The organism is Streptomyces gobiensis (assembly GCF_021216675.1).
GTDB lineage: Bacteria > Actinomycetota > Actinomycetes > Streptomycetales > Streptomycetaceae > Streptomyces > Streptomyces gobiensis.
Map to the genome: position 1 here is coordinate 1046341 of NZ_CP086120.1, position 25510 is coordinate 1071850.

At 70.3% G+C, this 25510-nt stretch carries 20 protein-coding genes and 1 pseudogene; 6 read left to right on the forward strand and 15 right to left on the reverse strand.

All coding sequences use genetic code 11. The annotated features are described in order from the left end of the window. Positions 1-32: 32 nt before the first annotated feature. Positions 33-1496 (forward strand): NAD(P)/FAD-dependent oxidoreductase, encoded by a 1464-nt coding sequence (locus test1122_RS04860; protein ID WP_232267916.1) that lies wholly within the window; start codon positions 33-35, stop codon positions 1494-1496. Here test1122_RS04860 and test1122_RS04865 read toward each other — a convergent pair. From test1122_RS04865 to test1122_RS04890, 6 genes are all read right to left on the reverse strand, one after another. After that, complete coding sequence (locus tag test1122_RS04865) at positions 1485-2807, reverse strand: cytochrome P450 (RefSeq protein WP_277879794.1); 1323 nt, start codon at positions 2805-2807, stop codon at positions 1485-1487. The two genes, test1122_RS04860 and test1122_RS04865, sit on opposite strands and share 12 nt — an antisense overlap. A 34-nt stretch (positions 2808-2841) precedes the next feature. Continuing rightward, a complete protein-coding gene (locus test1122_RS04870; protein WP_232267918.1) occupies positions 2842-3630 on the reverse strand; it encodes a ferritin-like domain-containing protein in 789 nt (262 codons plus the stop codon). A 428-nt stretch (positions 3631-4058) separates the two neighbouring features. Further along, positions 4059-5078 carry an LLM class F420-dependent oxidoreductase gene (locus test1122_RS04875; protein WP_232267919.1) on the reverse strand — a complete coding sequence of 340 codons (1020 nt, stop codon included), beginning with the start codon at positions 5076-5078 and terminating at the stop codon, positions 4059-4061. Between the two features lie 73 nt (positions 5079-5151). Beyond that, complete coding sequence (locus test1122_RS04880; protein ID WP_232267920.1) at positions 5152-6054, reverse strand: DUF5336 domain-containing protein; 903 nt, start codon at positions 6052-6054, stop codon at positions 5152-5154. Between the two features lie 96 nt (positions 6055-6150). Next, a complete protein-coding gene (locus tag test1122_RS04885) occupies positions 6151-7032 on the reverse strand; it encodes an N-acetylmuramoyl-L-alanine amidase (RefSeq protein ID WP_232267921.1) in 882 nt (293 codons plus the stop codon). A gap of 2 nt (positions 7033-7034) precedes the next feature. After that, positions 7035-7676 carry a class I SAM-dependent methyltransferase gene (locus tag test1122_RS04890; protein ID WP_232267922.1) on the reverse strand — a complete coding sequence of 214 codons (642 nt, stop codon included), beginning with the start codon at positions 7674-7676 and terminating at the stop codon, positions 7035-7037. Between the two features lie 90 nt (positions 7677-7766). Between test1122_RS04890 and test1122_RS04895 the strand changes: the two genes are divergently transcribed. Together test1122_RS04895 and test1122_RS04900 are read left to right on the forward strand one after the other, a co-directional pair. Further along, positions 7767-9992 carry an acyl-CoA dehydrogenase family protein gene (locus tag test1122_RS04895; protein ID WP_232267923.1) on the forward strand — a complete coding sequence of 742 codons (2226 nt, stop codon included), beginning with the start codon at positions 7767-7769 and terminating at the stop codon, positions 9990-9992. Positions 9993-10050: 58 nt separating this feature from the next. Further along, positions 10051-10869 carry an alpha/beta fold hydrolase gene (locus tag test1122_RS04900; protein ID WP_232267924.1) on the forward strand — a complete coding sequence of 273 codons (819 nt, stop codon included), beginning with the start codon at positions 10051-10053 and terminating at the stop codon, positions 10867-10869. Between the two features lie 214 nt (positions 10870-11083). On the opposite strand, the gene test1122_RS04905 is transcribed toward test1122_RS04900, so the two are convergent. From test1122_RS04905 to test1122_RS04915, 3 genes are read right to left on the reverse strand one after another with little or no spacing between them, the layout of a single operon-like run. Then, a complete protein-coding gene (locus test1122_RS04905; protein WP_232267925.1) occupies positions 11084-12151 on the reverse strand; it encodes a glucosidase family protein in 1068 nt (355 codons plus the stop codon). Further along, complete coding sequence (locus test1122_RS04910; RefSeq protein WP_232267926.1) at positions 12148-12897, reverse strand: class I SAM-dependent methyltransferase; 750 nt, start codon at positions 12895-12897, stop codon at positions 12148-12150. Before test1122_RS04910 ends, test1122_RS04905 begins: the two co-directional genes overlap by 4 nt. A 53-nt stretch (positions 12898-12950) precedes the next feature. Next, positions 12951-14270, reverse strand: a complete 1320-nt coding sequence (locus test1122_RS04915; RefSeq protein ID WP_232267927.1) for a glycosyltransferase family 4 protein — start codon at positions 14268-14270, stop codon at positions 12951-12953. 206 nt (positions 14271-14476) lie between these two features. On the opposite strand from test1122_RS04915, the gene test1122_RS04920 reads away from it, so the two are divergent. Then, positions 14477-15079 carry a TetR family transcriptional regulator gene (locus test1122_RS04920; RefSeq protein WP_232267928.1) on the forward strand — a complete coding sequence of 201 codons (603 nt, stop codon included), beginning with the start codon at positions 14477-14479 and terminating at the stop codon, positions 15077-15079. Positions 15080-15418: 339 nt separating this feature from the next. Further along, positions 15419-15787: pseudogene (locus test1122_RS04925) on the forward strand (LuxR C-terminal-related transcriptional regulator); the annotation flags it as partial. Here test1122_RS04925 and test1122_RS04930 read toward each other — a convergent pair. The 6 genes from test1122_RS04930 to test1122_RS04955 form a co-directional block, all read right to left on the reverse strand. Then, a complete protein-coding gene (locus test1122_RS04930) occupies positions 15698-17587 on the reverse strand; it encodes an ATP-binding cassette domain-containing protein (RefSeq protein WP_232267929.1) in 1890 nt (629 codons plus the stop codon). The pseudogene test1122_RS04925 and the gene test1122_RS04930 sit on opposite strands and share 90 nt — an antisense overlap. After that, positions 17580-19325, reverse strand: coding sequence for an ABC transporter ATP-binding protein (locus test1122_RS04935; RefSeq protein ID WP_232267930.1), 1746 nt, complete (start codon positions 19323-19325; stop codon positions 17580-17582). The genes test1122_RS04930 and test1122_RS04935 overlap by 8 nt, the downstream gene beginning before the upstream one ends. A 99-nt stretch (positions 19326-19424) precedes the next feature. After that, entirely contained in the window at positions 19425-19541 is a 117-nt protein-coding gene (locus test1122_RS04940) for a SapB/AmfS family lanthipeptide (protein ID WP_232267931.1), read from the reverse strand. Between the two features lie 66 nt (positions 19542-19607). Further along, positions 19608-22532 carry a class III lanthionine synthetase LanKC gene (gene lanKC, locus test1122_RS04945; protein ID WP_232267932.1) on the reverse strand — a complete coding sequence of 975 codons (2925 nt, stop codon included), beginning with the start codon at positions 22530-22532 and terminating at the stop codon, positions 19608-19610. 105 nt (positions 22533-22637) lie between these two features. Continuing rightward, entirely contained in the window at positions 22638-22871 is a 234-nt protein-coding gene (locus tag test1122_RS04950) for a ferredoxin (RefSeq protein ID WP_232267933.1), read from the reverse strand. Beyond that, on the reverse strand, positions 22871-24334 hold the full coding sequence (locus test1122_RS04955; RefSeq protein WP_232267934.1) for an aldehyde dehydrogenase: 1464 nt from the start codon (positions 24332-24334) through the stop codon (positions 22871-22873). The genes test1122_RS04950 and test1122_RS04955 overlap by 1 nt, the downstream gene beginning before the upstream one ends. A gap of 123 nt (positions 24335-24457) precedes the next feature. Between test1122_RS04955 and test1122_RS04960 the strand changes: the two genes are divergently transcribed. Then, positions 24458-25495, forward strand: coding sequence for a Strvi_7410 family MBL fold metallo-hydrolase (locus test1122_RS04960; protein ID WP_232267935.1), 1038 nt, complete (start codon positions 24458-24460; stop codon positions 25493-25495). The last annotated feature ends 15 nt before the right edge of the window (positions 25496-25510 follow it).

A 25510-nucleotide genomic window follows, 5' to 3' on the forward strand; every position in this document is an offset into this window, starting at 1 on the left:
TCCGGTTGAAGCACTGGCGAGGAGTCTCACGCGTGGCGGAGCGGACGACAGCTGACGTGGTGATCGTTGGGAACGGCGTTCTGGGACTGTCGATCGCCTTCGAAACCGCGGTTCGCTCGCCGGGCCTGCGTATCGCGGTCATCGGCCCCACGGCACGCCCAGGTTCGGCCACGGTGGCGGCCGGAGCCATGCTGAACTGTTTCGCGGAAGTCACCCGGTTCACCGGCGCGCATCCCGCGTCCCGCGCCAAGTTCGAACTCGCCCGCGATGCTCTGGACGCCTGGCCGCAATGGCTCGACCGGCTGGTGGAAAGCACCGGATCTCCAGCGCCGCTCGACGCCTGGACGCCGGGCACTCTCCTGCTGCTCGGAGCTCAGGCCACACCTGGGACCGTCCAGAACTTCGAGGCCGTCCGCGCCGCCACGGAAGCACACGGCGAACCGCACGAGGAGGTGGACATCCAGGACATCGAGGGCCTGGACGCGCTCCCTCCGGAGCACCCGGTGCGCGCCCTCTGTCTCGAACGTGAAGGCGCGGTCGACGCCCGCGCGGTGCTCGCGGCACTGGAGGCAGCGGCAGGCCGACAGGGGGTCGTGGAGATTCCCGGCGAGGTGACGGGACTGGTGACCGTGGGCGAGCGCGCCACCGGAGTGCGGCTGTCCACGGGGGAAACGGTCACGTCCGACACCGTCGTTCTCGCTGCGGGCTCCCCGACACAGCGTCTCATCGAGGAGCTGCCCGTCGGCATGGTCCAGCCCATGCTGCATGGCACCGGGTTCGCGGTGGAAACCCGGCGTCACCGTGGCCCCGGATTCGGGCATGTCGTCCGCACCCCCACCCGGTCCGGAGGCTGCGGCCTCCACCTCGTTCCGCTGGGTGGGGGCACCGAGTACATCGGGGCGACCAATATCGCGCTGTTCGACCCGCCGGACGGCCCCCGCGTCGGCATCGCCCAATCCCTGCTGCGGTTCGCCATGGAGCAGTTCGACCGGCGGATCGGCTTCTCCTCGGTACGGCGCTGGCACTACGGCAACCGGCCCATCACCCTCGACACCTTTCCGCTCATCGGCCGCTCCCCCATGCCGGGTCTGCTGTTCGCCACCGGCACCTACCGGGACGGATTCCACAGCTCGCCGGTGATCGCCCGGTACCTGGCCGGCCTCATCGTGGAGTCCGCCGCCGAGCAAGGGCCCTGCGCGATGTTCACGCCCGGTCGTGCGCCGCTGGAGACGATGACCACGGAAACGGCGACAGAGCTGTATGCGACCGAGACAGCCGATACGTCGATCGAGTTCGGGCTCCGGCTGCCCTACTTCCTGGGCACCGAAGCGCTCACCAGCATGCGCAGGCGGCAGGCCCAGGAATCCTTCGACCGGCTCGGCCGCTCCATCGCGCTGCGTCCGGAGATCCTCAGTGCCGTCTACGAAGCCGACGACAGCCGCGTAAAGCAGCTGGCCGCCTATCTGCATGCCGCTCCAACACCCTCACCGTCGTGAGAGCCGGACGGGGAGAGCCTGCGGAACCAGGACGGCTCTGGGCGCTGAGGGCACCGCCGCCCAGTCATGATGGGGCTGCCATCGCCAGCACGCAGCAATGGAAGCCAGCGCCAGTGTGCTCTCGGCAAGGGCGAATGACTCGCCGAGGCACCTGGTCGGTCCTGCCGAGAAGGAAAGGAAACGGCCGCTGGCCGCCGCCGTGCGGCCGACCGCCGGATCACGCCAGCGTTCGGGATCGAACCGGTACGGATCGGAGTACGCGTCGGGACGGCGGTGCAGGGCGTACGGACTGACCACCACCATGCTTCCGCTGGGTACCCGCACACCGGCCAGGCAGGTCTCATGTGAGGCGAACCGGGCCAGAAACCACGCCGGGGGATACAGGCGCAATGCCTCCTTGACGATCCGGCCGGTCAGCTCCAGCCTGGGCAGGTCGTTCCAGTCGGCGATACGACCACCCAGCACATCGTCGACCTCGGCGTGCAGCTCCTCAAGAACCAGCGGGTGGCGGCCCAGCAGCTGAAGGGTCCATACCAGGGCGGCGGACGTGGTCTCCATTCCGGCCAGGAGCAGGACCGCGACCTGGTCGGACACCTCAGCGTCCGTCAGTCGCACGCCCTGGTCGTCCCGCGCGGCCAGCAGCCAGGCGAGCACATCCTGATGCTCATTCCCCGCACCCCTTGCGTCGCCGATGATCCCCCCGACCTGGGCCCGCCAGCGGTCCAATGCCTTGGTGTACCGACGGTTTCCCGGCGTGGGCACATGCCGGATGCCGGGAAACCCGATCTGCGTGATGGTGCTCCGCAAGAAGACCCCGAAGCAGTCCCGCAGCTCGGCGGTGGCCTGGCGGCCGATCCGGGAGGAGAACAACGTACGCAACGCCACGCTGGCGGTGAGGGAGAACATTTCCTGCACCAGATCGACGACCTGGTGCTGTTGCCACCGCTCCACAGTCCCCTGAATCTCTCGGTGCATCACCGCCGCGTACTCAGGCATCCGTTGCGGTGTGAACGCCGGTCGCAAGAGCAGACGCTGACGGCGGTGGTCCGCGTGCGCCGCTGTGGCGAGACCGTCCCCTATAGCCTTCCGTACCCGCTCATACGCCGGGCCTGACCGGTCGAACGTACGGAGGTCCGCCAGCACCTGCCGTGCCACCCCGGACTGGCACGCGACAAAGCCAGGCTGCCGTCCGAGCCGGATCTGCACCAGATCACCGTGGGCGGACAACGATCCCAAGAAGTCCCACGGTCGCCTGCTGAACTGGGGCAGATGGCCAAGGAGCGGCCAGCACCAGGGTGCCTGCCCCCTCATATGCGCCTGCTCATCCACGCACCCGCGAGCGCTGCTACGCGCGCTCGACGCGAGCCGGACGTCCGAGCGCGTTGCGCAGCTCAGGCGCGGGCATCTTCAACCTGGTCATGCGCCGCCACCCGCCCCAACGCTCGTACACATACGTCGCCCGGATGGCCCACGACAGCAGTCGGCCCCTGACCTTCGACCACCCCAGGATGCCGCCCATGCGGCTCATCACGGCGAGGCTGACATCCCGGTGGACCCGGATCTCCACGAGCGCCGTCCGGCGCAACTGACGCCGGATCAACACAGCGCGCTCTCGGTCACCGCGCGCGAGACGCAACAGCTCCTCATGAGCGTAGGCGAGGTGCGTGTCCTCATCGCGGCCGATCACTGTCAGCACGCGGAGCATATCGGGACGCTCGGCAAGAGCCGTCCTCATCAACCGCAACTCATCGACGGCCCGCTGCTCGGTGACCCGGCTGTGCACCAGATAGTCGACGACATCGTCCGCACCCAGGGGTTCGCCGCGCCGCAAGGCACTGTGCGCGACGCCAATACCCTGGCGCTCAAGCTGCCTCATATAGTCGAGCTCTTCGGGGAATGACACTTCCTCAAGCCCGCGCTTATTCAAGAGGCCACGGAAGATACGGCCGTGCTTGTCCTCGTCAGCACCATGTCGACTGATCTTGTAGGCCAGCTCCGGGTCGTCGACAAGGGAGGCGATACGTTCGTTTTCCCAGCCGCCGTGTTCCTCACCAGCAGCCGAAATGCTGCACAGCAGCCGGAACGCTTCATCATGATCATGAATCTGGAGGAACAGGCTCCGTGCGAACAGCATCGTGATACAGCCTCTCAAGTGCTCGGTCGGCTAAGCGACAGAGAAAGAAAAACAGGTCACGATCACTGAGAACGGACGCCATCCCGCGGTGTCCCCCGGTCGAGGGACAGCGGGTGCCAGCCCCTGTGCAGGTCAACTTTGAGACCGGTCGGGCCGGGGTACTCATCGTAGATACGGCATGGCACAGCACAGGGGGAACGCCATGGGGGAATTCATTGCAGTCACTGTCATCGCCACTGCCATCGCCCTCTTCGCGATAGCCCTTGTGGTGGCCCTGGTGAGGGGGTGCGCTCGCCCAGGGGCTTCGTACGGCAGCGGCTGCTGCGGTATCTGCCACCGCCGCCCGCCTGGGCAAAGCCCAATCTACAGAAGCCGGAGAAGCCCACGCCCGTTCCCACCGCGCCGGATGTGCCGGTCACGAGCAGCTGTCAGGGAGATGTAGGCACGAGCTCGGCCAGGGTGCGAAGGGTGTTCGGGTCGGGGGCGGTCACCAGTAGGTCCGTGACCGGGCCCGTGCGCCATAGGTCCAGCCGTTCGGCGATCCGCTCGCGGGGGCCGACCAGGGAGATCTCGTCGGCGAAGGCGTCCGGTACGGCTGCGATGGCCTCATCGCGGCGGCCCTGGAGGAAGAGTTCCTGGATGCGGCGTGCCTCGGCCTCGAAGCCCATACGGGCCATCAGGTCGGCGTGGAAGTTACGGGCGGCGTGCCCCATGCCGCCGATGTAGAAGCCGAGCATCGCCTTGACCGGCAGCAGCCCTTCGGCGATGTCGTCGCAGACGCGGGCCTGGGCCATGGGGGCGATCAGGAACGTATCCGGGACGGCGGCCAGTGACGCTTCGTAGACGTTCGTGCGCATCGGTGACCAGTACAGCGGCAGCCAGCCATCGGCGATACGGGTGGTCTGGGCGATGTTCTTCGGGCCCTCGGCACCCAGCAGGATGGGGAGTTCGGCGCGGAGTGGGTGGGTGATGGGCTTGAGCGGCTTGCCCAGACCCGTGCCGTCCGGGCCCCGGTAGGGGTGGGGGTGGAAACGGCCGTCCAGCTCCACCGGGGCCTTTCGCCGCAGGACTTGGCGGACCACGTCGACGTATTCGCGGGTGGCGGTCAGGGGGGAGGCGGGGAAGGGGCGTCCGTACCAGCCCTCAACGACCTGTGGGCCGGAGAGCCCGAGGCCGAGCATCATCCGGCCGCCGGAGAGATGGTCGAGGGTGAGCGCGTGCATCGCGGTGGCGGTTGGGGTGCGGGCGGCCATCTGCGCTACGGCGGTGCCCAGCCTGATACGGGAGGTGTGGGCGGCGATCCAGGTCAGCGCGGTGAAGGCGTCCGAGCCCCAGGACTCCGCCGTCCATACCGAGTCATATCCCAACTTCTCTGCCAGCTGGGCGAGTTCGAGGTGGTGGGGGTTGGGACCACGCCCCCAGTAGCCGAGCGCCAGGCCGAGTCGCATGGCGCGGGAGTGTATGGCAATGGTCCCCCACCCGGAAGGGCGAGGGACCACGGCTTTGGGCGCGAAGGGCAGTTCAGCCGCGCTGGATGCCCGAGGTGTCCTGGAGGAGGCCGCGACGGCCGTCCTGCGTCTGGGCGATCAGCGCCTGGCCGCGCTGCTCAACCGCCAGGTACCAGGTGCCGGGCGCCAGCTCGGCGACCGGGGCCGGGGAGCCGTCCTCGCCGAAGAGCGGGCGTGGGACCGGAACGGCGAACCAGAACGGCTGGAAGTTCGGGTCCGGGGCTGCGGCTTGCTGGGGCTGGGGCTGGGGCTGGGGCTGGCCCTGCTGGGGCTGCTGCGGCTGGCCGCCGTAGGACTGCTGCGGGTCCTGCGGAGTGGGCTGCGGCTGGTGGGGCTGCGGCTGGCCGGGCTGCTGGGCGCCGCCCGGGTAGCCGTACCCATAGCCGGGCTGCGGCTGGCCCTGCTGCGGGGCGCCGGGGTAGCCGTACCCGGGCTGCTGGCCCGCACCGTACGGCTGGTAACCCATCTGCGGCGGGGCGCTCGCCGGGATCAGCGGGGCCTGGAGGGCCGGGACAAGGGTCGTGGCGATCGCGCCACCGGCCAGGATCAGCGTGCCGAGGAAGCCCAGGATCCCCCCGACGCCGGGGTTGACGCTCTCGCCGCCCCCGAAGAGGCCCCAGAACGAGGACCATACGGCGAACACCGCGAGCGCCGTACCCCACTGGGGGAGGGTCAGGCCGACCAGCTTCCGTTCCGCGGGCAGAAAACGCCCGGCCACGATGAGCGCGGCGGCGATGACCCCGGCGAGGAACACCGACGGCAGCACTGGGAACAGGGCGGGCTCCCAGGCGTTCACGGAGCAGTCGTCTCCGTCGCAGCCTTTGGCTGAATAGAAGCCGAGGAAGGAGGCGATGAACAGCAGAACCGCTGCTCCGATCACCACTGCGTCGCCTCGAGTGAGCGAGCGGTTGTTCACGTCAGATCCTTAGTCGATCTCGTCGTCGTGGTCTGGTCATCACGGGGGCGGCCCCCATCGTACGGATGAATCGGGTGCGAGAAGACACGGGTCCCGCTACTGCTTCCCTGTGAGATAGGCCGCGATGCCGTCCGTGATTCCTCGCGCCGCCTTACGCTGCCAGTCCGGGTCGGTGAGCAGGGCGGCATCCTGCGGATCGCGCATATTGCCGCACTCGATGAAGACCTTCGGGACCCGGGAAAGGTTGAGTCCCCCGAGGTCGCCGCGGGTCACCAGGGCGGAGGAACGAGTGCTTTCCCCCAGGTAGTTCGCGGGTTCGGTGCCGGTCGCGGCCGCGAAGCGGTCCACCAGCCGTTCGCCGAGGCGGCGGGACGGGGCGGTGATCCCGGTGGTGTCGGCGGCGCCCCGCCGCACGGACGCGGGCACGATCACATGGAATCCGCGATTCCGCTGGGCGGATCCATCGGCGTGGATGGAGACCGCGGCGTCCGCCTCGGCCCGGTTGCCGATCTTCGCCCGCTCGTCGACGCACGGTCCATAGGGGCGATCGGCATCGTGGGTGAACCGTACGGTGGCGCCACGCTCCTGGAGCAGATCACGGGTTTTACGGGCGACCTCCAGCGTGAATTCCGCCTCCGGATAGCCGGAATTGGTGGCGGCGCCGACGGCATCGCACGCCTTTCGCCCGGTTCCTATATCAACGGAACGCGAGATTTTCCGGGCATGGTCGCGATTGCCGGGGTTATGGCCTGGGTCGAGCACAATCACCTTGCCGTGAAGCGGCTTGCCGGGATCGCCGACCGTAGGAGTGGCCGCGGAAGTGGCCGTGGGCTCCGGGCCTGGGGCCTTGGCCTCAGCCTCGGTACGGGCCTCGTCCCCGGCCCGCCGCGTGGATATGGACAGCCACACCAGGCCGCCCGCCAGGGCGAGCGGCAGCAGGAGGGCCAGGGTGACAAAGAGCCGTCTGCCGAGCGACATCGTCAGAGCCCGGCTCCCGTACGGCGCAGCACTCGCAGGGATCCGGTGGCCGACACCTCACTGAATCCCCCGGAGTCCAGCGCGCGGCGGTAGATCCGGTAGGGCGCCTGGCCGCCGTCGGCCGGGTCCGGGAACACATCGTGAATCACAAGCAGGCCGCCGTCGGCGAGATGCGGCACCCAGCCCTCGTAGTCGGCGGTGGCGTGCTCATCCGTATGCCCGCCGTCGATGAAGACGAGGCCGAGCTCGCCGCCCCATACGGCCGCGACCTGCGGTGAGCGGCCGACGACGGCGATGACGTGCTCCTCAAGCCCGGCGGCGTGCAGGGTGCGGCGGAAGGTGGGGAGGGTGTCCATCCGGCCGACCGCCGGGTCGACCACGCTCGGGTCGTGGTACTCCCAGCCGGGCTGTTGCTCCTCGCTGCCCCGGTGGTGGTCGACGGTGATCGCCATCACCCCCGCCTGGCGGGCGGCGTCGGCGAGCAGGATGGTGGACCGGCCGCAGTAGGTGCCGACCTCCAGCAGCGGCAGGCCCAGCCGTGCGGAGTCGGCCGCCGCCGCGTAGAGGGCAAGGCCCTCATGGCGGGGCATAAAACCCTTCGCCTCCTCGAAGGCGGCGACGATATCGGGCTTGGGTGTCGTCATGCCGCCCATGCTGCCCTACCGGCCCCGCAGGTGTACGGGGAGGCCCCTTCTCCCCTTCCACCGGAATGAAACGTGTTCTACTGTGCCCGCATGGGGATCGGGATCTCGCAGGAGCACCGAGAGTTGGCCGAGTCCGTACGCGGCTGGGCGGCGCGGGCCGTGCCGCCCGAGGAGACGCGCAAGCTCCTGGACTCGCCGGGCAGGGGCGGGCGGCCCGGATACTGGGACGGGCTCGCCGAGCAGGGGCTGCTGGGGCCGCAGCTGCCGGAGGCGTACGGCGGTGGCGGCGGCACGCTGCTCGATCTGGCGGTAGTGCTGGAGGAGACCGGCCGGGCCGCGCTGCCCGGCCCGTATCTGCCCAGCGCCCTCGCCGCCGAGCTGCTGCACCGGGCCGGCCAGGGGGAGCTCGTACGGGCCCTGGCCGAGGGCAGGCGGATCGGCGCCGTCGCACTGGGCGCCGGCTCGCTGACCGCGGCCGCCGTCGAGGGCGGCGGCTATGTGCTGGACGGCACCGCCCCGCCGGTGCTGGGGGCGGGGGACGCCGATCTGCTGCTGCTCTCGGCGGAGACGGCGGCGGCGGCAGGGTCGGCCGGGTCGGTGGGCGGGACCGTATGGCTGGCGGTGGACGCCGGGGCGCTACGGGTCCGTACGCAGGAGAGTGCCGACCCCACCCGGGCCACGGCGGAGGTGAGCGCCGAGAGCGTCACCGTGCCCGCCGGGCGGGAACTGCCGGTGGACGGGGATCTGGTACGGGACCTGGCGGCGGCCCTGTTCGCCGCCGAGGCCTGCGGCACCGCGGCCTGGGCGCTGGAAACAGCGGCCGAATACGCCAAGGTGCGCGAGCAGTTCGGGCGGCCCATCGGCCAGTTCCAGGCGATCAAGCATCTCTGCGCCGATATGCTGGTCCGCGTCGAACAGGCCCGCGCCCTGGCCTGGGACGCGGCCCGGGCCGCCGATGACACCGCCCAATCCCGGGGGCTGGCCACCACCCTGGCCGCCGCCACCGCCCTGGACGCCGCGTACAGCTGTACCAAGGACTGCGTCCAGATCCTGGGCGGCATCGGCTTCACCTGGGAACACGACGCACATCTGTACCTGCGCCGCGCGGTCGTGGCGCGCCAGCTGCTCGGCACCGGCGATACCCAGCGGCTGCGTGCCGCACGGCTGGCCGCACGGGGCGCCCGGCGGGAACTGCGCCTGGAGCTGCCGCCCGAGGCGGAGCCGTACCGGGAGCAGGCGCGTACGGCGATCGAGCCGGTCAAGGGCCTTGACCCGGCCGCCGCCCGCCGCGCCCTCGCGCCCACCGGCTACGCGGCACCCCATCTGCCGCAGCCCTACGGCCTTGGCGCCGGGCCAGTCCAACAGCTCGCCGTACAGCAGGAGCTGGCGGCGGCGGGCGTCAAAGTGAGCGACCTGGGAATCGCCACCTGGGTGGTGCCCTCGCTGATCAGCTACGGCACCCAGGCCCAGCGGGAACGCCATCTGGGCCCCGCCTTGCGCGGTGATGTCCTGTGGTGCCAGCTCTTCTCCGAGCCGGGCGCCGGGTCCGACCTCGCCTCGCTGCGTACGAAGGCCGAGCGCACCGCCCGGGGCGGTTGGCGGGTCAACGGCCAGAAGGTGTGGACGTCCGCCGCGCAGTGGGCGGACTGGGGCATCCTCCTGGCCCGTACGGACCCGGACGCCCCCAAGCACAAGGGGCTGACGTATTTCGTCGTCGATATGAAGAACACCCCCGGCATCGATATCCGCCCGCTCAAGGAGATCACCGGAGACTCTCTTTTCAACGAGGTCTACTTCGACGACGCGCTGCTCCCCGCGGACGCGGTCATCGGCGAGGTGAACGACGGCTGGCGGGTCGCCCGCCACACCCTGGGCAACGAACGCGTCCACATGGCCGACCAGCTGACCTTCGACACCGGCCTGGAAACGCTCATCGAGCACTCGACGGCCGCCGACGACACCGTCCGGGAACGTGTCGGCGCGCTGGCAGCCGAGGCCCACGCGCTGTCCTGCATCACCATGCGCACCACCCTCCAACAGCTCTCCGGCCTGGAGCCCGGCGCGGGCGCCAGCGTCCGCAAGCTCATCCAGACCCAGCACCAGCAGAAGACCGCCGAACTGGCGCTGGAGCTGCTGGGTCCGGCGGGCGCGCTGCGCGAAGGTCCGGGCGAGCGGGCGGTGCACGGTTTCCTGATGTCCCGCTGCCTGACCATCGCGGGCGGCACCACCCAGGTCCAGCTCAATGTCGTCGCCGAACGGCTGCTCGGCCTGGACCGGGACCCCGAGCCCCGCCCGTCATCTGATGGGAGCAAGTGACACCCCTACGAGGCGCGGGAAGGGCGCCGGTGGTGCGGGTGATGGCACCCTGCATGCCATGACCACCATCGCCCTCAAGAAGGCCCAGCTCGCTAACGGGCTCACGCTCCCCTATGCCGAGGCGGGTTACCCAGCCGGGGCACCCGTCGTGTTCGTGCACGCCGTCACCGAGTCGTGGGCGTCCTTCGAGACGGTGCTCAGCCGACTCCCGGTCTCCCTCCACGGCTACGCACCCACCCAGCGCGGTCACGGTGAAGCCGACCGGCCCCCGGGCGGTTACCGGCCCGAGGATTTCGCCTCCGACCTGGTGGAGTTCATGGACGCCGCCGGGATCGACCGCGCGGTGCTCGTCGGTACGGCCAGTGGCGGCGTGACCGCACGCATCGTCGCGGGCAGCCACCCGGACCGGGTCGCGGGGCTGGTCCTCATCGGTGCCCCTGCCACCCTGACGGACAACCCACGACTGTCCGGGATGGCGGAGGCCGCCGAGGCGCTGCGGGATCCTCTCGACCGGGCGGCCGTCGAGCCGTTCAGGACCGGCCTGGTGAGCCGTCCGGTGCCCGAAGAGCATCTGGACAGGATGGTCGAGGAAAGCCTCAAGGCTCCCGCACGCGTCTGGCAGGAGACCCTGCGCGGGCTGCTGGAAACAGACCTGCGCGCCACCCTGGGCGGGATCCTGGTGCCAACGCTGGTCATCTGGGGCGACCAGGACGAACTCATCCCGCACAGCGACCAGGAGACGATCGTGGAGACCATTCACGGTGCCCAGCTCGTGGTGTACGAGGATCACGGGCACATGGTGCACTGGGAGGATCCCGACCGCGTCATCACGGACCTCTCCCGCTTCGTCGCGGGCCTGGGGCAGGCGGGCCCGTAACTCGTTCCTGTAACTCGTTTCCCGTACGCGTGCTCAGGGCGCGTAGAGCGCCGCGTGGGAGCGGGGCGACGGGGCTTCGCCCGGCTGCGGGGTGCCGTGGGTGGGGTTGGCCAGGTGCGGGCCGGTGGGCGGTGTTGTGCCCACCCACAGCCCCTCGCGGGGCTGCGAGTGCCCACAACAGGTGGGCGGGGCGGGGAGCCCGCAAGGCGTTGCGTTAGCAGCAGTCTGGGGGGAGGCCGGTGGGGAGGCGTTCGCCGCTGAAGACCTGCATGGTCGCTTCGTCGCCGCCCAGGGCGGCGACGGCCAGCAGGATGGAGCCCGCCGTCCAGGAGGTCTGCTCCTCGGGCCAGACCGCGTCATCGGCGAAGACATAGCCGGTCCAGTACATGCCGTTCGCGGCCCGTAGGTGCTGAATCCAGCTCAGGATGTCCAGGGCACGGTCCGACTCCCCCATCACCCAGAGCGCCAGCGCGAGTTCGGCGCTCTCGCCGCCGGTGACCCAGGGGTTGGGCAGGATACAGCGCACGCCGAGACCCGGTACCACGAAACGGTCCCAGTGTTCCTCGATGCGTTCCTTGGCGGCCGGCCCGGTGAGGGCGCCGCCGAGGATGGGGTAGTACCAGTCCATGGAGTAGCGGGACTTGTCCAGGAAGCGCTCGGGGTGGTGCTGGATCGCGTGGCCCAGCCAGCCGACGCCCAGTTCCCAGTCGGGCTGTGGCTCCTCGCGGTACTCGGCGAGGGCCAGCGCGCAACGCAGCGCCTGGTAGATGGAGGAGGAGCCGGTCAGCAGGGCGTCGGCGACCGGGGTGCCGTCGGGCTCCCGCTTCCAGCCGATCTGGCCGCCCGGCTGCTGGAGCCCGAGTACGAACTCCATCGCCGCGGCCACCACCGGCCACATACGTTCCAGAAAGGCCTCATCGCCGGTCGACAGATAGTGGTGCCAGACGCCGACGGCGATATACGCACAGAAGTTGCTCTCCCGGCCCCGGTCGGTGGGGGTGTCGGCGTCGCCGTCCGCGTAGGCGGCGTACCAGGAGCCATCGGGGAGCTGGTGCCTGGCGAGCCAGTTGTAGGCGGCCTCGGCACGGTCGTGTTCCCCGGCGGTGTCCAGTGCCATGGCGGCCTCGATATGGTCCCAGGGGTCGAGATGGTGGCCCCGGAACCAGGGGATGGCGCCGTCCGCGCGCTGGGTGGCGGCGATGCCCGCCACGGTCTGGGTGGCCTGCTCGGCGGTGAGTACGCCGGGAAGAATGAGCCGTTCAGTGCGCTCCGGGCTCGTCACGCGCCGTCCTCGTCCGTGCTGTGGACGGCGGGCGTGTGCGGCAGCGTCGCGTAGGCGACAAAGCTCTTGCCGATCAGGGGATTCAGGGCGCGTTCGGCGACACGGGTCGCCAGCGGCTTCTTCATGATGTCCCAGACCAGCAGCTGGTGGTACGCGCGAACGGGGAGCGCCTTGTCGTTATTCACACCGAATGCACATTTGAGCCACCAGTACGGCGAGTGCAGGCCGTGCGCATGGTGGGTGCCATAGGGCCGCAGACCGGCCTCGCGCATTTTGCGCAGCAGCTCCTCGGCGCGGTAGATACGGATATGGCCGCCCTCGACCTCGTGGTATTCGTCGGAGAGGGCCCAGCAGATCTTCTCCGGGCCGTAGCGCGGCACGGTGACGGCGATCCGGCCGCCGGGGCGCAGCACCCGGACCATCTCGGCGAGCACGCCCTTGTCGTCCGGGATGTGCTCCATCACCTCGGAGATGATGACGACATCGAAGCTGTCGTCGGGGAAGGGCAGGTTGAGCGCGTCACCCTCCATCGCGGTGGCGGTAGCGCCCGCCGGGGCCTCACCGGCCTCCTCCATGGCGGCGAACCACTTGGCGACCTCGCGGATCTCCTCGGTGTTCTGGTCGAGTGCGACGACACGCGCTCCGCGTCGGTAGCACTCGAAGGCGTGGCGTCCGGCGCCGCACCCCAGATCGAGGACATGATCGCCCGCGGCGAGCGGGAACCGGGAAAAATCGACGGTCAGCACAGGGACTCTGCTTTCGTCCGGGGGTGGGGCGATGGGCGGGCGGGATGAGGGGGCTAGACGCGCTGGCGGGTGAGGGTGATGGCCTCCCGGTACCGCTCCACGGTGCCGATCGCCGCCTGTTCCCAGGTGAAGCGGCGCAGCACCCGGTCCCGTCCGGCGGTGCCCAGTCGCTTGCGCAGTCCGGCGTCACCGAGCAGCCGTCCCAGGGCGGCGGCGAGTGCGCCCGCGTCACCGGGCGGAACGGCCAGACAGGTCTCACCGTCCGGACCGGCTACCTCGGGGATGGCGCCGCCGGTGGTGGCGACCAGCGGCGTACCGGTGGCCATGGCTTCGGCGGCGGGCAGGGAGAAGCCTTCGTAGAGCGAGGGCACACAGGCGATCTGCGCGCCGCGCACCAGGTCGGCCAGCGCGTGGTCGCTGACGCCCTTGATGAACTCGACAGCGTCGGACAGTCCGTAGCGTTCGATGGCGGCGGCGACCGGGCCGTCGTCGGCGCGCTTGCCGACAACGACCAGATGGGCGTCCGGGTTCTCGGTGCGCAGCTTGGCCAGCGCCTCCACCAGGTGGATCAGGCCCTTGAGCGGGACATCGGCGCTGGAGGTGGTGACGATCCGGCCGGGGATCTCGGGGATGGCCGGGTCGGGGGAGAAGAGCCGGGCGTCGGCCCCGATGTGCACGATATGGATACGGTCCTGACGCACTCCGAGGTCATCGATGATCTCCTGCCGGGATGAGCCGGAGACGGTGAGCACCGACGGCAGCCGCCGGGCGACCCGCTTCTGCATCCGGGTGAAGCCATACCAGCGGCGTACGGAGATGCGTTGTTTCCAGCCCTCGGCGGCCTCCAGCTCAAGCTGCCGGTCGACGGTGATGGGGTGGTGGATCGTGGTGACCAGCGGGGCGCCCAGCGTCTGAGGCCCGCCGAGCAGTCCGTAGCCCAGCGTCTGGTTGTCGTGGATGATGTCGAAGTCACCGCGTCGGGCGGCCAGATGGCGGCGGGCGCGCAGGGAGAAGGTCAGCGGCTCGGGGAAGCCGCCGGTCCACATCGTGCCGACCTCAAGTGCGTCGATCCAGTCGCGGTACTCGCCGAGCCCCGGGGTGCGGAAGGGGTCGGGCTGCCGGTAGAGGTCCAGGCTGGGCAGCTCGGTGAGGGTGACTCCGGCGTCGACGACGGGGTAGGGCTGGGCTCCGATCACCTCGACGTGGTGGCCGAGCCGGACAAGCTCTCGCGACAGATGGCGGACGTACACCCCCTGCCCGCCGCAGAAGGGGTTGCCCTTGTAGGTGAGCAGGGCGATGCGCAGCGGTCGTTCCGCACCGCCCACGCTCTGCGAGGGGCCGGACGCTGCGTCCTGTATGGCCTCTGCGGTCACTCGCGGCCCCCTTCTCGCTGGACTTTCGCCGGAGCGTAACCGCTCACGCTAAGGTAGAACAAGTTTCAGGAGTGGCCACCCCGCCCTCGCTCGACCCATGAATCTACCGGCCGGTCACCAACCTGGACCGGCCGGACCAGGTGATTCGCGCCACGGCTGGCCACCCTGTCAAGATGCACGGATCGCACGCCATGGAATCGGGAAGCATGACGACACAGTCCAAGCCGCCGTCCTCCCCGCCGCTGACCGAGCGCCAGGAGGCACGTCGCCGCCGGATCCTGCACGCCAGCGCGCAGCTGGCCCGTCGCGGCGGCTTTGACGCGGTACAGATGCGCGAGGTTGCCGAGTCATCCCAGGTCGCCCTCGGTACGCTCTACCGCTACTTCCCCTCCAAGGTGCATCTGCTGGTCGCGACCATGCAGGACCAGCTGCAGCAGATGCACGAGACGCTGCACAAGCGCCCGCCCACGGACGAGGAACCGGCAGCGCGGGTGGCTGAGACGCTGATGCGCGCCTTCCGGGCGATGCAGCGCGAACCGCAGCTGGCCGACGCCATGGTGCGGGCCCTGACCTTCGCGGACCGCTCGGTCAGCCCTGAGGTGGATACGGTCTCCCGGCTCACCACGGCGATCATCCTGGACGCCATGGGCCTGGAGACGCCACCCACACCCGAGCAGTTGTCGGCGGTCCGGGTCATCGAGCACACCTGGCACTCAGCGCTGATCACCTGGCTGTCCGGGCGAGCCTCTATCGCCCAGGTCAAAATCGATATCGAGACGGTCTGCCGCTTGATCGATGTGACGGCTTGATCAACGTGATGACTTGGTCAACGGCGGCACCTGAGGGCGCACACTAGGGGCGCTCTCACGCTGGGATGCGCCCCTGTACCTCCCCTGTGGCTTGTTTCGCGTAGTCATGATATCGCTACTGCCGGTTGAATATGGACGCCTGCGTGACATGCAGCCGGTGAACGGGGCTGGAGGAAGAGGATTGTGATCCGGGTACTACTGGTGCACGATATCCGCCTGCTGCGATCAGGGCTGGAAGCACTGCTCAATAAGGCACACGACCTGGAAGTAACCGCCGTTTCCTGGCACAACGCACCATGGAGAGCGCGCTCTTCGCAGATCGATGTCTGTGTCGCGGACATGGAGCGGCCAGGCGAGAAGGAGCCCGGCGACATAGTTGAATTATCACGGACTTTGCTCCCGGCTCACTGCCGCCTACTGGTTTTAGCCACTCCGGGACGGCCGGGACTGCTGCGTCAGGCACATGACGCCAACGCGCTGGGCTTTGTGAACAAAGACGCCAGCCCCGACCGATTAGTGCACGGAATCCGCCAGGTGGCCAAGGGCGAGCATTTCGTTGACGATTCACTCGCATTTGGATTTCTGCAGGCCGCGAAGCTGCCACTGACGCCACGGGAGCTAAGCGTTCTGTCCCTCGCCGCCGAAGGAGCCTCGATCTCCGAGATCGCCGCTTCCCTTCATCTGAGCAACGGGACCATACGGAACTATATGTCCGCGATCACCCGCAAGACCGGGGCCCGTAACCGCGTTGACGCCATCTGCATCGCTCAGCGCGCGGGCTGGCTCTGAGCCCGCCGGGCGCCAGCCTCCCCAGCTGCCCGCCAGATCACGGTAGAGCGCGGAGCACGCCAGCAGCTCCGCGTGGCGGCCACAGACCGGGTGCGCGCCGTCGAGCACCAGCACCCGGTCCGCGCGCCGGGCCGAGCTGATCCGGTGCGCGATAACGATCAGCGCACCGGGACGGCGCAGAAAAGCCCGTTCCGCGCGGGCCTCCGCCGCCGGGTCGAGATGGCAGGTCGCCTCGTCCAGCACCACCACCCGGGCGGGCGACAGATACGCCCGGGCGAGGGCGATCAGCTGCCGCTCCCCCGCGGACAGCGCCGCCGGGTCGATCATGCCGTCCAAGCCGCCCAGCCGGGCGGTCAGTTCACCGGCTCCGGTCTGCTCGACCGCTGCCCCGGCCGTCTCGTCCGGCACCGGGCCGGGACAGAGATAGCTCAGGTTGTCACGGACGGTACCGCTGAAGACGTACGCCTCCTGCGGGATCAGCGCCACCTCCCCACGGCGCCGGACGACACCGCCGGTCGGTCGCAGCAGCCCCGCGATCAGCCCGGCGAGCGTCGACTTGCCGATGCCGCTCGGCCCCACGACGGCCAGCGAGGCATCCATGGGGAGCGACAGACGCAGCCCCGCGAGCACCGGCTCGGCCCGCTCCCCATAGGCGAAGGTGACCCCGTCCAACTCCAGGGCGGCGCCGGGATCCTGGGGCGCCGGGAGCTGGTGGGCGGCGGGAGGTGGCCCGTCCTGGCCGCCACCGTCCCGCAGTCGGCCGATGACCACCGCCAGCCGGGCCCCGGCGCCGCCCAGCCCCTGGATCAGGCTCTGCAGCGCGGGCAGCAGGGCCTGGACGAGGTAGGTGAACGCTCCGGCGAGCGCGCCCGCGCTCACCCCACGCGCCAGCAGCCAGGGCCCCATCACCAGCAGCAGCAGAATCGGCAACTGCCCGCCCACGCTGAGGGCGACCGCCCGGGCGACGCTCCACCGCGCCAGGGCGCCCGCGGCGCGGCGCTCCGTCTCGACACGGGCCAGCGCGTCCCGCCGTATCCGCTCCTCGGCACCGCAGGCCACCGTGTCCCGCAGCCCGGCAACGGTCGCACCCAGGGTCTCGGCCAGCTGCTCATCGGCCTCCAGAAAGACCCGTTGCCGCCGGGCCAGCGGGCGCAGCGTAAGGCCGAAGATCAGCAGGCCGCCCGCGAGCGGTGGCAGGACGATCACCAGCAGCAGCGGATGGAGGGAGAACAGCCCGACGAGCGCCCCGACCGCGGTGAAGACAAACGACCGGGTGGACATCACCAGTCCCGCGAAGCTGTCCCGGCCGATCTCCACCTGATGCGTCAACCGGGAGATCTCCCCCGACTCCCCCGCCCGCCCCCGGAGCACGGCGTCCCGCAGCCCCCGCCCCACAACACGCTGGACCAGCAGATCCCGTAGCGGCTCCGCCAGCGCGGCCACCGCCCGGTACACCCGGCCGCTGCCCAGCGCCCCGGCCAGGATGCCCAGCGCGGCGGCGCCCAGCCAGGCCAGGCCAACGGCCGGGCGATGCTGCAGGAAACCGTCATCGAGGGCCCGGGCGATCGCGTAACCGAGCAGAAAGGTCTGCGCCGCTTCCAGCATGGACCAGCCGCCCAGCGACGCCAGCGCCCGGGGGTGCCGCCGCATAAAGCGCAGACCGGCCGCGCATAGCCCGCCGTTGCGCCGGTGTTCAGCCGAGTTCGCCTGTTCAGCCATCTTCGTCCTCGCCGAACACGGCTCGGTAGCCGGGGAGTTCCCACAGCCTGTTGTGCGGAGCCACCGCGCGGATACGGCCCTCATCGAGCCAGGCCACCAGATCGGCGCGGGCGGCGGTGGAGGCCCGATGGGCGACCACCAGTTTTGTACGGGACCGTTCGCCGCCCAGCAGCGCCTCGCTGACCTGCAGTTCGGTGGCCGTGTCCAGGCTGGAGGTGGCGTCGTCCAGAATCAGCAGCCGCCCGTCATGGGCGAACACCCGGGCCAAGCCGAGGCGTTGCGCCTCGCCACCGGAGAGCGGGGCGTCCGCGCAGCGGGTGTCGTAACCGGCGGGCAGCGTTCGTATGAAACCCTCCGCGCAGGCGGCGCGGGCGGCGGCCGCGATCCGCCGGGGGCCGGGGTCGGCCGGGCCGAAGCCAATGGTGCCGCCGATCGTGCCACCCAGCAGTGCGGGCCGCTCAAAGGCGTAGCCGATGGCCCGGCGCAACTCCGCCCGGTCGATACGGTCCACGGGGACACCGTCCATCAGCACTTCGCCGCCATCCGGCTGGGTGAGCTTCCCCGCCAGCCGCGCCAGCTCCGACTTGCCCGATCCGGAGCGCCCCACCACGGCCACCGTCGATCCGCCCGGCACGGTCAGATCCACCCCGCGCAGCACGGTCCGGCCACCGCGTACCGCCGTTACCCCGCGCAGCTCCAGCCGCCCGGGCCCGGCGGGGAGCGCCCGCGTGCCGTACGGGACGGCCGGTACGGAGTGCACGTCGGCGAGCCGCCGGGCCGCTCCCCGGCTGCATATCAGGCCATTGAGGTGGCCCACCAGCACGCCCACCCCGGTGGCGAGCACGGCGTAGCGGGCCGCCGCCACCAGCTCGCCGACGGTGAGCTGCCCGGCCACCAGCAGCAGACCGCCGACCGCGATCACGGCGGTCTGCAGCAGCGGCACCAGGGCGGCCGCCTGTGCGGTGGCCCGGCCCAGCACCCGCCACACCCGGTGCCCTTGCTCGCTGAGCTCGGTCAGGGGGCCCAGGATCCTGGTGCGTTCCCGCTCGTAGGTGCCCGCCGCCGCGACCGTACGGGCCCCCGCCAGGGCCTCGCTGAGCCGTCCCGCGATGGTGCCCTGTGCCTCCTGGTAGCGGGCGACGGAGTCGGCGGAGGAGCGGGCGAAGGTACGCAGCAGCAGGATCAGAACAGGTGCCCCGACAAGAAAGGCGGCGGCGAGCCGCAGGTCGATCAGGGCGAGGGCGGCCACCCCGCCGATGGGGGTCACCAGCGCGGCAAGCAGGGCGGCGGCCGCGGTGGGTGCGGTGCCCGCGTGGGCGGCGTTCCCGGTGCAGCGGGTGACCAGATCGCCCTGGGTGAACCGGGCGGCACCGGCGGGGCCGATGGCCAGCACGCGGTCCAGCAACCTGCCCCGCAGCCAGGCGGTGTTGCGGGCGTTGGTGGTGCCGGTGAGGACCGTTTCCACGGCGTCCAGCAGGAAGAGCGCGCCAAGGAGCAGTGCGCAGAGCGTGATCCAGTAGGTGGTGCTGGTGTCGGGGTTGGGGCTGGGGGTGGGGTTGGTCTGCGCTTCCTGCGGTGCGCCCTGTGCCAGCAGCAGATCGAGGGCATGGCCCAGGGTGGCGGGCAGCAGCAGGGTGGCCACGGCGGCGGCGGTGGTCGTCAGACAGAGTGCGATGGTCCGTACCGCACTGTGCCGGGTGGCGTCGAGGAGAATCCGGTCGGCGGCGGGTGCTGCCATGGTGCGGGTCTCCTCCTCCTGTGGTGACGTGCGGTCCCGGGCGGACGGGATGAGGCCGCCGCCCGGGACCGCATGCATGTCAGCTGCGCCCGGGAGGGGTCAGCAGGTGGTCAGGCTCACGCTGCTGTCACCACAGAGCAGCAGGCTGGCAGCGCTCGGGTTGCCGCCGCCGGACATCTCCGGGGTCTCCAGGGTCTGCAGGTCGAGAAGAGCCATGGTGTTTCCTCCTGTGTGTTTGGGGACGGAGTTTTCTTTGTGACGACCCCCTCTTCGGGGCCGGTCTCAGGGCCGCTTGAGCGGCGGCAGGAAGGGCAGCTGTACGGGCTCGTGGTGCAGGGCGGAGCCGACAGCGAGCAGGCATCCTGCGGTGCCGGTGGAAAGGTCCATGGACAGACGCATCATCTGGTCGCCGGGGAAGGCCAGATGGCCTTGGTAGGACATGGCGGACCAGCTGAGGCAGTCGAGCTGGTGCTCAAGGTCATCGGCGGTGGCGCCGGGGGTGGCGGTGCGGCCAAGGTGCAGGATCATCCCGGCGCGGCCCCGGAAGAGGCCGGGCTGCGCGTAGTAACGGAGCTTCGCGGCGGGCAGGATGCCGTCGCGGGCCTGCTGGAATTCGGCTGCGTCGGGGCGGTAGGCCAGGTAGTCGTCGAGGACCATCGCGATGCCCGCGCTGCCCGCGCCGAGGTACGGCATCATGCGCGGTCCTTCGTCGACCTGCAGGGAGCCCTGGCTGTCCCGTACACAGCGCGCCAGGTCCTGGCGGAGGGCGTCCCCTGCCAGGTCCAGGAGCGCGGGATCGCCGGTGCGCTCGTGGAGCCGCAGGAAGAGCAGGGCCGGGCCGGTGGCGCCGTACAGCAGTCCGGCGCGCGCGGATCCGGTACGCGAGCCGTCTCGCTTTTCCGCCAGTCGCTTTTCCGCCAGGGCGGCCGCGGCGAGTTCGGCGGCTTCCATGGCACGGGTGTGCAGGCTGCCTTGGCCGGTGGTGGTGCCCAGGCGGTCCAGGGCGAGGCCGAGTCCGGCGAGACCGCTGTGCAGATCGGGGCCGAGCTGCTGCCACTTCTCGGCTAGCACGCGGTCGGTCAGCTCCAGGGCGCGTGTCCGGTGGCCGAGGCCGTCCAGGACATGGGCGACGCCGAGCAGTCCGTCGTAGAGGCCGAACGGGGTGCGGCGCGGGGCGGGGTCGGTGTGGTCGAGCAGCCACTGCTCGCCCTGCTCATAGCGGGGGGCGCCGGTCTCGGCGAGTGCGTACAGCACTCCGGCGGCGCCATGGGCGAGGCCGAGGCCGCCGCCCTCGGCGAACTGGGCTATGTCGCCGGGGAAGAGGCGGTCGTCGCGGGTGGGGGTGGCGGAGGCGAGGATGGCTTGGGCCATCGAGTCCCGGCTCTGCGGCCACGGGGTTATGGGGTGCGGGCCGTGTTCGGGGTGCGGGCCGTTGTGGGGCTCGCCCGGTCTCGCCCCTTCTCGGCTGGGCCGACCTGCGGCTCCACCGCGCGGCGGGGCTTCGCCCCCGACGGGGACCCGGGGTTGGGTTTCCCCTATGCCCGCCCCTTCCCGGCTGTGCCGATCAGCGGCTCCGCCGCGTGGCGGGGCTCCGCCCGGCTGCGGGGTGCCCCGGCGGTTGGTTTCCCCTATGCCCGCCCCTTCCCGGAAACTGGGGCTTCGCCCCGGGGCCCCGGGGTGGCCGGTGCGGGACGGTGGCCGGGTGTTGTGCCCACCCACAGCCCCTCGCGGGGCTGCGAGTGCCCACAACGCTTGGGCGGGCCGACTGCCCACAACGCTCGGGGAGTGTTCTATCTCGGTGACTGCTTCGGTCAGGAAATCCTCGGGGATGTCCGGGAATTGGGCTGCTGCTATGTGGGCCAGGTGGGAGGCCTTGCTGCGGTCGATGGCGAGCAGCGTCGTCATGGGGATGAAGAGCGCCAGGCGCAGGCACGCGAGGGCGTAGTGGTCGATCTCGAAGCGGCGGCGGTCGGCGGGGGCGATAAAGCCCGGGTGGGCGACGATCTGCCGGGGGTTGTCCTCGGCGAGAGCCGCGGCCTCGAAGTCGAGCAGCGCCACGGACTTCTCGTCCGGGGCCACCATGATGTTGAACATATGCAGGTCGTTGAAGACCAGACCGCGTTCGTGCACGGCCGCGACGGCCTCTGCCACGGCCCGGTGGATGGCAAGGGCCCACTGGGTGTACTCGGCGACGGCATCCGGGTCGGGGTCGGCGACCAGCAGCGGGTGGCGCTGGGCGAAGAAGGAGTTGAGGGTCTGCCCCGGCAGAAAGTCCATCACCAGGAAGTGGTGACCGTCGAGGCTGAACCAGTCACGTACGGCCGGGGCAACGGACAGTCCGGCGAGCCGTTCCAGGGCGGCCTTCTCCCGTTCCAGCCGGGTGACGGCGTCGGCGCTGTCGGCGGCGAGCCCGGCATAGGGGCGGCCCTCCTTGAGCACCACGTCCTCGCCGGTGCGCAGATCCTTGCCGGCGTAGACGCCACCGCCGTTGGAGAAGTGCAGGGCCCGTTCGATGCGGTACGGCAGATCGGCGACCGTGGCGGCGTTGCGGGCGTTGAGGTGCGGCTGCAGAAATCCGGGGAGGGTCACCCACTCCGGTACGGAGAACGCGGGGTCCCTGCGGTCGGGGACCGTACGGCCCTCGCCGTCTTCCATCGCGGGGACGAGCTGGCCTTGCTCGTCAAGGCAGTAGCGGGCGGCGAAGCCGCCGTAGCGCACATAGAGCGGGCCTTCCCGCCAGCGCAGATCGGTGAGGATGTACGGACCGGGCTCACCGTCGAGCAGGTCGCCCAGCTCGGTCAGGATGGTGTGCAGCTGGTCGTCGTCCGTGGGGTAGATGGTGCAGAACTTGCCGCTGGTGCCACGGCTGGCGTACTTGGCGTTGCGCAGCCGCAGCAGGTTGAGGTCCGGCACGAACTTGAACGGGATCGTCCGGGCAACGCAGTAGTCCCACACCCGGGCGGCGACCCGGTCGGCGTTGTGCAGACCGGCCGACACATGGATCTTCCAGCCCTGCGCGGGGAACTGGCCTCCGGTCGGCCGCAGTTCGAGCCAGTCGGCGGAGCGGGTGTGCCGCCAGCCGTCCGGAACCGGCCGCTGTGCGGTGCTGAGAACCGTGTCGGCCCCGCCCGGCCTGGCGGACATACGGCCAGGTGTCTCGTAGAAGTTTCTGTCCGCAAGGCAGAAAACCTCGTAACGGCTGTCCATTGTCCCCTCCGGTCGGCGTGGCTCAAACGCTTCCATGCCGGGCCGGAGGGGGAGTAGTCACGGCTGTCATGAGGTCACCGTGAGAAATGCATGGGTAACCATCGGTTACCCCTCGGGTGGGAAAACCGCCTCCCCGGAGCCGCTACGGGTGATGATGATCGCTTCGACCGGGCAGCTCTCCGCCGCGGTGAGGATGGCTTCGGAAGGGTCGCGCTCCCCGGCCACGGGGTGGGACTGCCGTGCCGAGCCCAGCCGGAAGTCCTCGGGTGCGCTGTTCACACACATACCGGAGCCGATGCAGACGCCGTGGTCCACCTCGATATGCCAGCGCTCCCCCATCAGTTGCCCTCCGGCGGCAGATGGATCATCTTGTGCTCCAGATATTCGCCGTATCCCTCGGGTCCGAACTCCCGGCCCAGGCCGGAGCTCTTGTAGCCGCCGAAGGGACCGAGCATGTCCAGGCTGAAGGTGTTCACCGAGTACGTTCCGGTCCGCACCTGGCGGGCGATGTCAACGCCATGTTCGACGTCCGCGGTCCAGACGCTGCCGGACAGCCCGTAGTCGGAGTCATTGGCGATACGGACGGCCTCCCCGGGGCCGGCTCCGTCGTCGTAGGGGAGCAGACAGATCACCGGGCCGAAGATCTCCTCCCGGGCGATGCGCATGGAGTTGCTGACGTCACCGAAGAGGGTCGGTTCGACATACCAGCCCGTCGGCTGCGCGGCGGGCCTGCCGCCACCGGTCAGCACCTTGGCGCCCTCGTCCTGGCCGATGGCGATGTAGTCGAGCGAGCGCCGCCGCTGGCGCTCGGCGACCAGCGGGCCGACCTGGGTGGCCGGGTCCAGCGGGTCCCCGACGACCAGTTCGCCGGCCGCCACCGCGAAGCGTTCGGCGATCTCGCCGTAGCGGCTGCGGGGCACCAGGATGCGGGTCTGGGCGACGCAGGCCTGGCCGTTGTTCATCCAGGCGTTGGGCACGATTCCGGCGACCGCCGTCTCCAGATCGGCGTCCGGCAGAATCACCGCCGCCGACTTGCCGCCCAGCTCCAGGGTGACCCGGGTGAGGTTGCGGGAGGCGACCTCCATGACGCGTTTGCCCGCGCCCACCGAGCCGGTGAAGGAGACCTTGTCGATACCGGGGTGCCCGACCAGATACTCGCTGACCTCACGGTCGGCCGGGAGGATGGAGAGCACCCCCTCCGGCAGCCCGGCCTCATCGGCGAGTTCGGCCAGGATGTAGGAGTCCAGCGGGGTCTCGGGTGAGGGCTTGAGGATCACCGAGCAGCCGGTGAGCAGTGCGGGCGCGAGCTTGGCGGCGGCCACGAACTGCGGGACGTTCCAGGGAACTACGGCCGCCACCACCCCGACCGGCTCACGCCGCACCAGGATCGGACCGAGAACGCCGTCGCGGCGCTCTTCGTACGGGTAGTTCCTGGCCACCGTGATCGCCGCATCCCAGACCATCATGGCGCCCAGCGCCTGGGCGAGGACGCTCCAGGAGTAAGGGGAGCCGTTCTGCCGGGAGATAAGCCCGGCGATCTCCTCATGGCGGGCCGCGAAGGCGTCCTTGAGCCGGGTGACGACCTCGATCCGCTCTTCGAGTGTCCGGTCCGCCCAGCTCCCGGAGTCAAAGGACGTACGGGCGGCGCGTACGGCCCGGTCGACATCCTCACGGGAGGCGTGCGGCACCCGGCCGATGACCTCCTCGGTGTGCGGCGAGACCACCTCGATGGTGCCGGTGCCGACCGGGTCGGCCAGCTTCCCGCCGATATAGAGCTGTCCATGCTCGATGAGGTCGGTCATAGCTCTGCCTCCCGAAGGCTGGAACAAAATATCTGACGCAACATCAGAACTAGTACCAGTTCTAGTTATAGTGAGCAATGAACGTGCCCGGACCTGTGCGTTACGGAACGAGAGGGGAACCGTATGACCAGCACGCCGCAGGTGACCGCGCACGGGGGCGGGGTGTGGAGCATCCCCGTCCCGATCCCGGACAATCCCCTTGGCCACACCCTCGTCTACCTCCTCGATACCGGCCGGGGCCCGGTCCTCATCGACACCGGCTGGGACGACCCCACCGCTTGGGACACCCTTACCGAGGGGCTGGCCGCCTGCGGCACCGACGTCTCGGATATTCACGGCGTCCTGGTCACCCACCACCACCCCGACCATCACGGGCTCTCCGGGCAGGTGCGGGCTGCCTCCGGCGGGTGGATCGCCATGCACCCCGCCGACAGCCAGGTGGTGCGCCGCACCCGGGAGGCCCACCCCTCCCTGTGGCTGGACTACCTGACCGCCAAACTCACCGCCGCCGGTGCCCCGGACGACCACCTCGCCCCGCTGCGCGCCGCGCAGCCGGGAGACCTGCCCGGCTCCCGGGCCGCCCTTCCCGACCGAGAGATCGTCCCCGGTGAGCTGCTCGATCTCAGCGGGCGACGGCTGCGCGCGATCTGGACCCCGGGCCACACCCCCGGACATGTCTGTCTGCACCTCGAAGAGGACCACCCGCTGAACAGGCCCGGACATGGCCGCCTCTTCTCCGGAGACCACCTCCTTCCGGAGATCACCCCGCATATCGGCCTCTATGAGGACCCCGACGACGCGACCGTCACCGATCCCCTGGGCGACTATCTCGACTCCCTGGAACGCGTCTCCCGCCTCGACCCGGCCGAAGTGCTCCCCGCCCATCAGCACCCCTTCACCGGTGCCACCGGACGGGTCCGGGAACTGCTCGCCCACCACGCCCAGCGGCTGGCGGGCCTGCGCACGCTGATCACCGGGCGGCCGCTCACCCCCTGGCAGCTGGCCGAGGAGATGGAGTGGAACCGGCCCTGGGGGCGCATTCCCTACGGCTCCCGGAACATCGCCGTATCGGAGGCCGAGGCGCATCTGCGCCGCCTGGTGAAACTGGGCGAGGCGGAGCCGGTGCCGGGCTCGGACCCGGTGGCGTACCAGGCGGTCTGAACGCCCCGGTTAGAG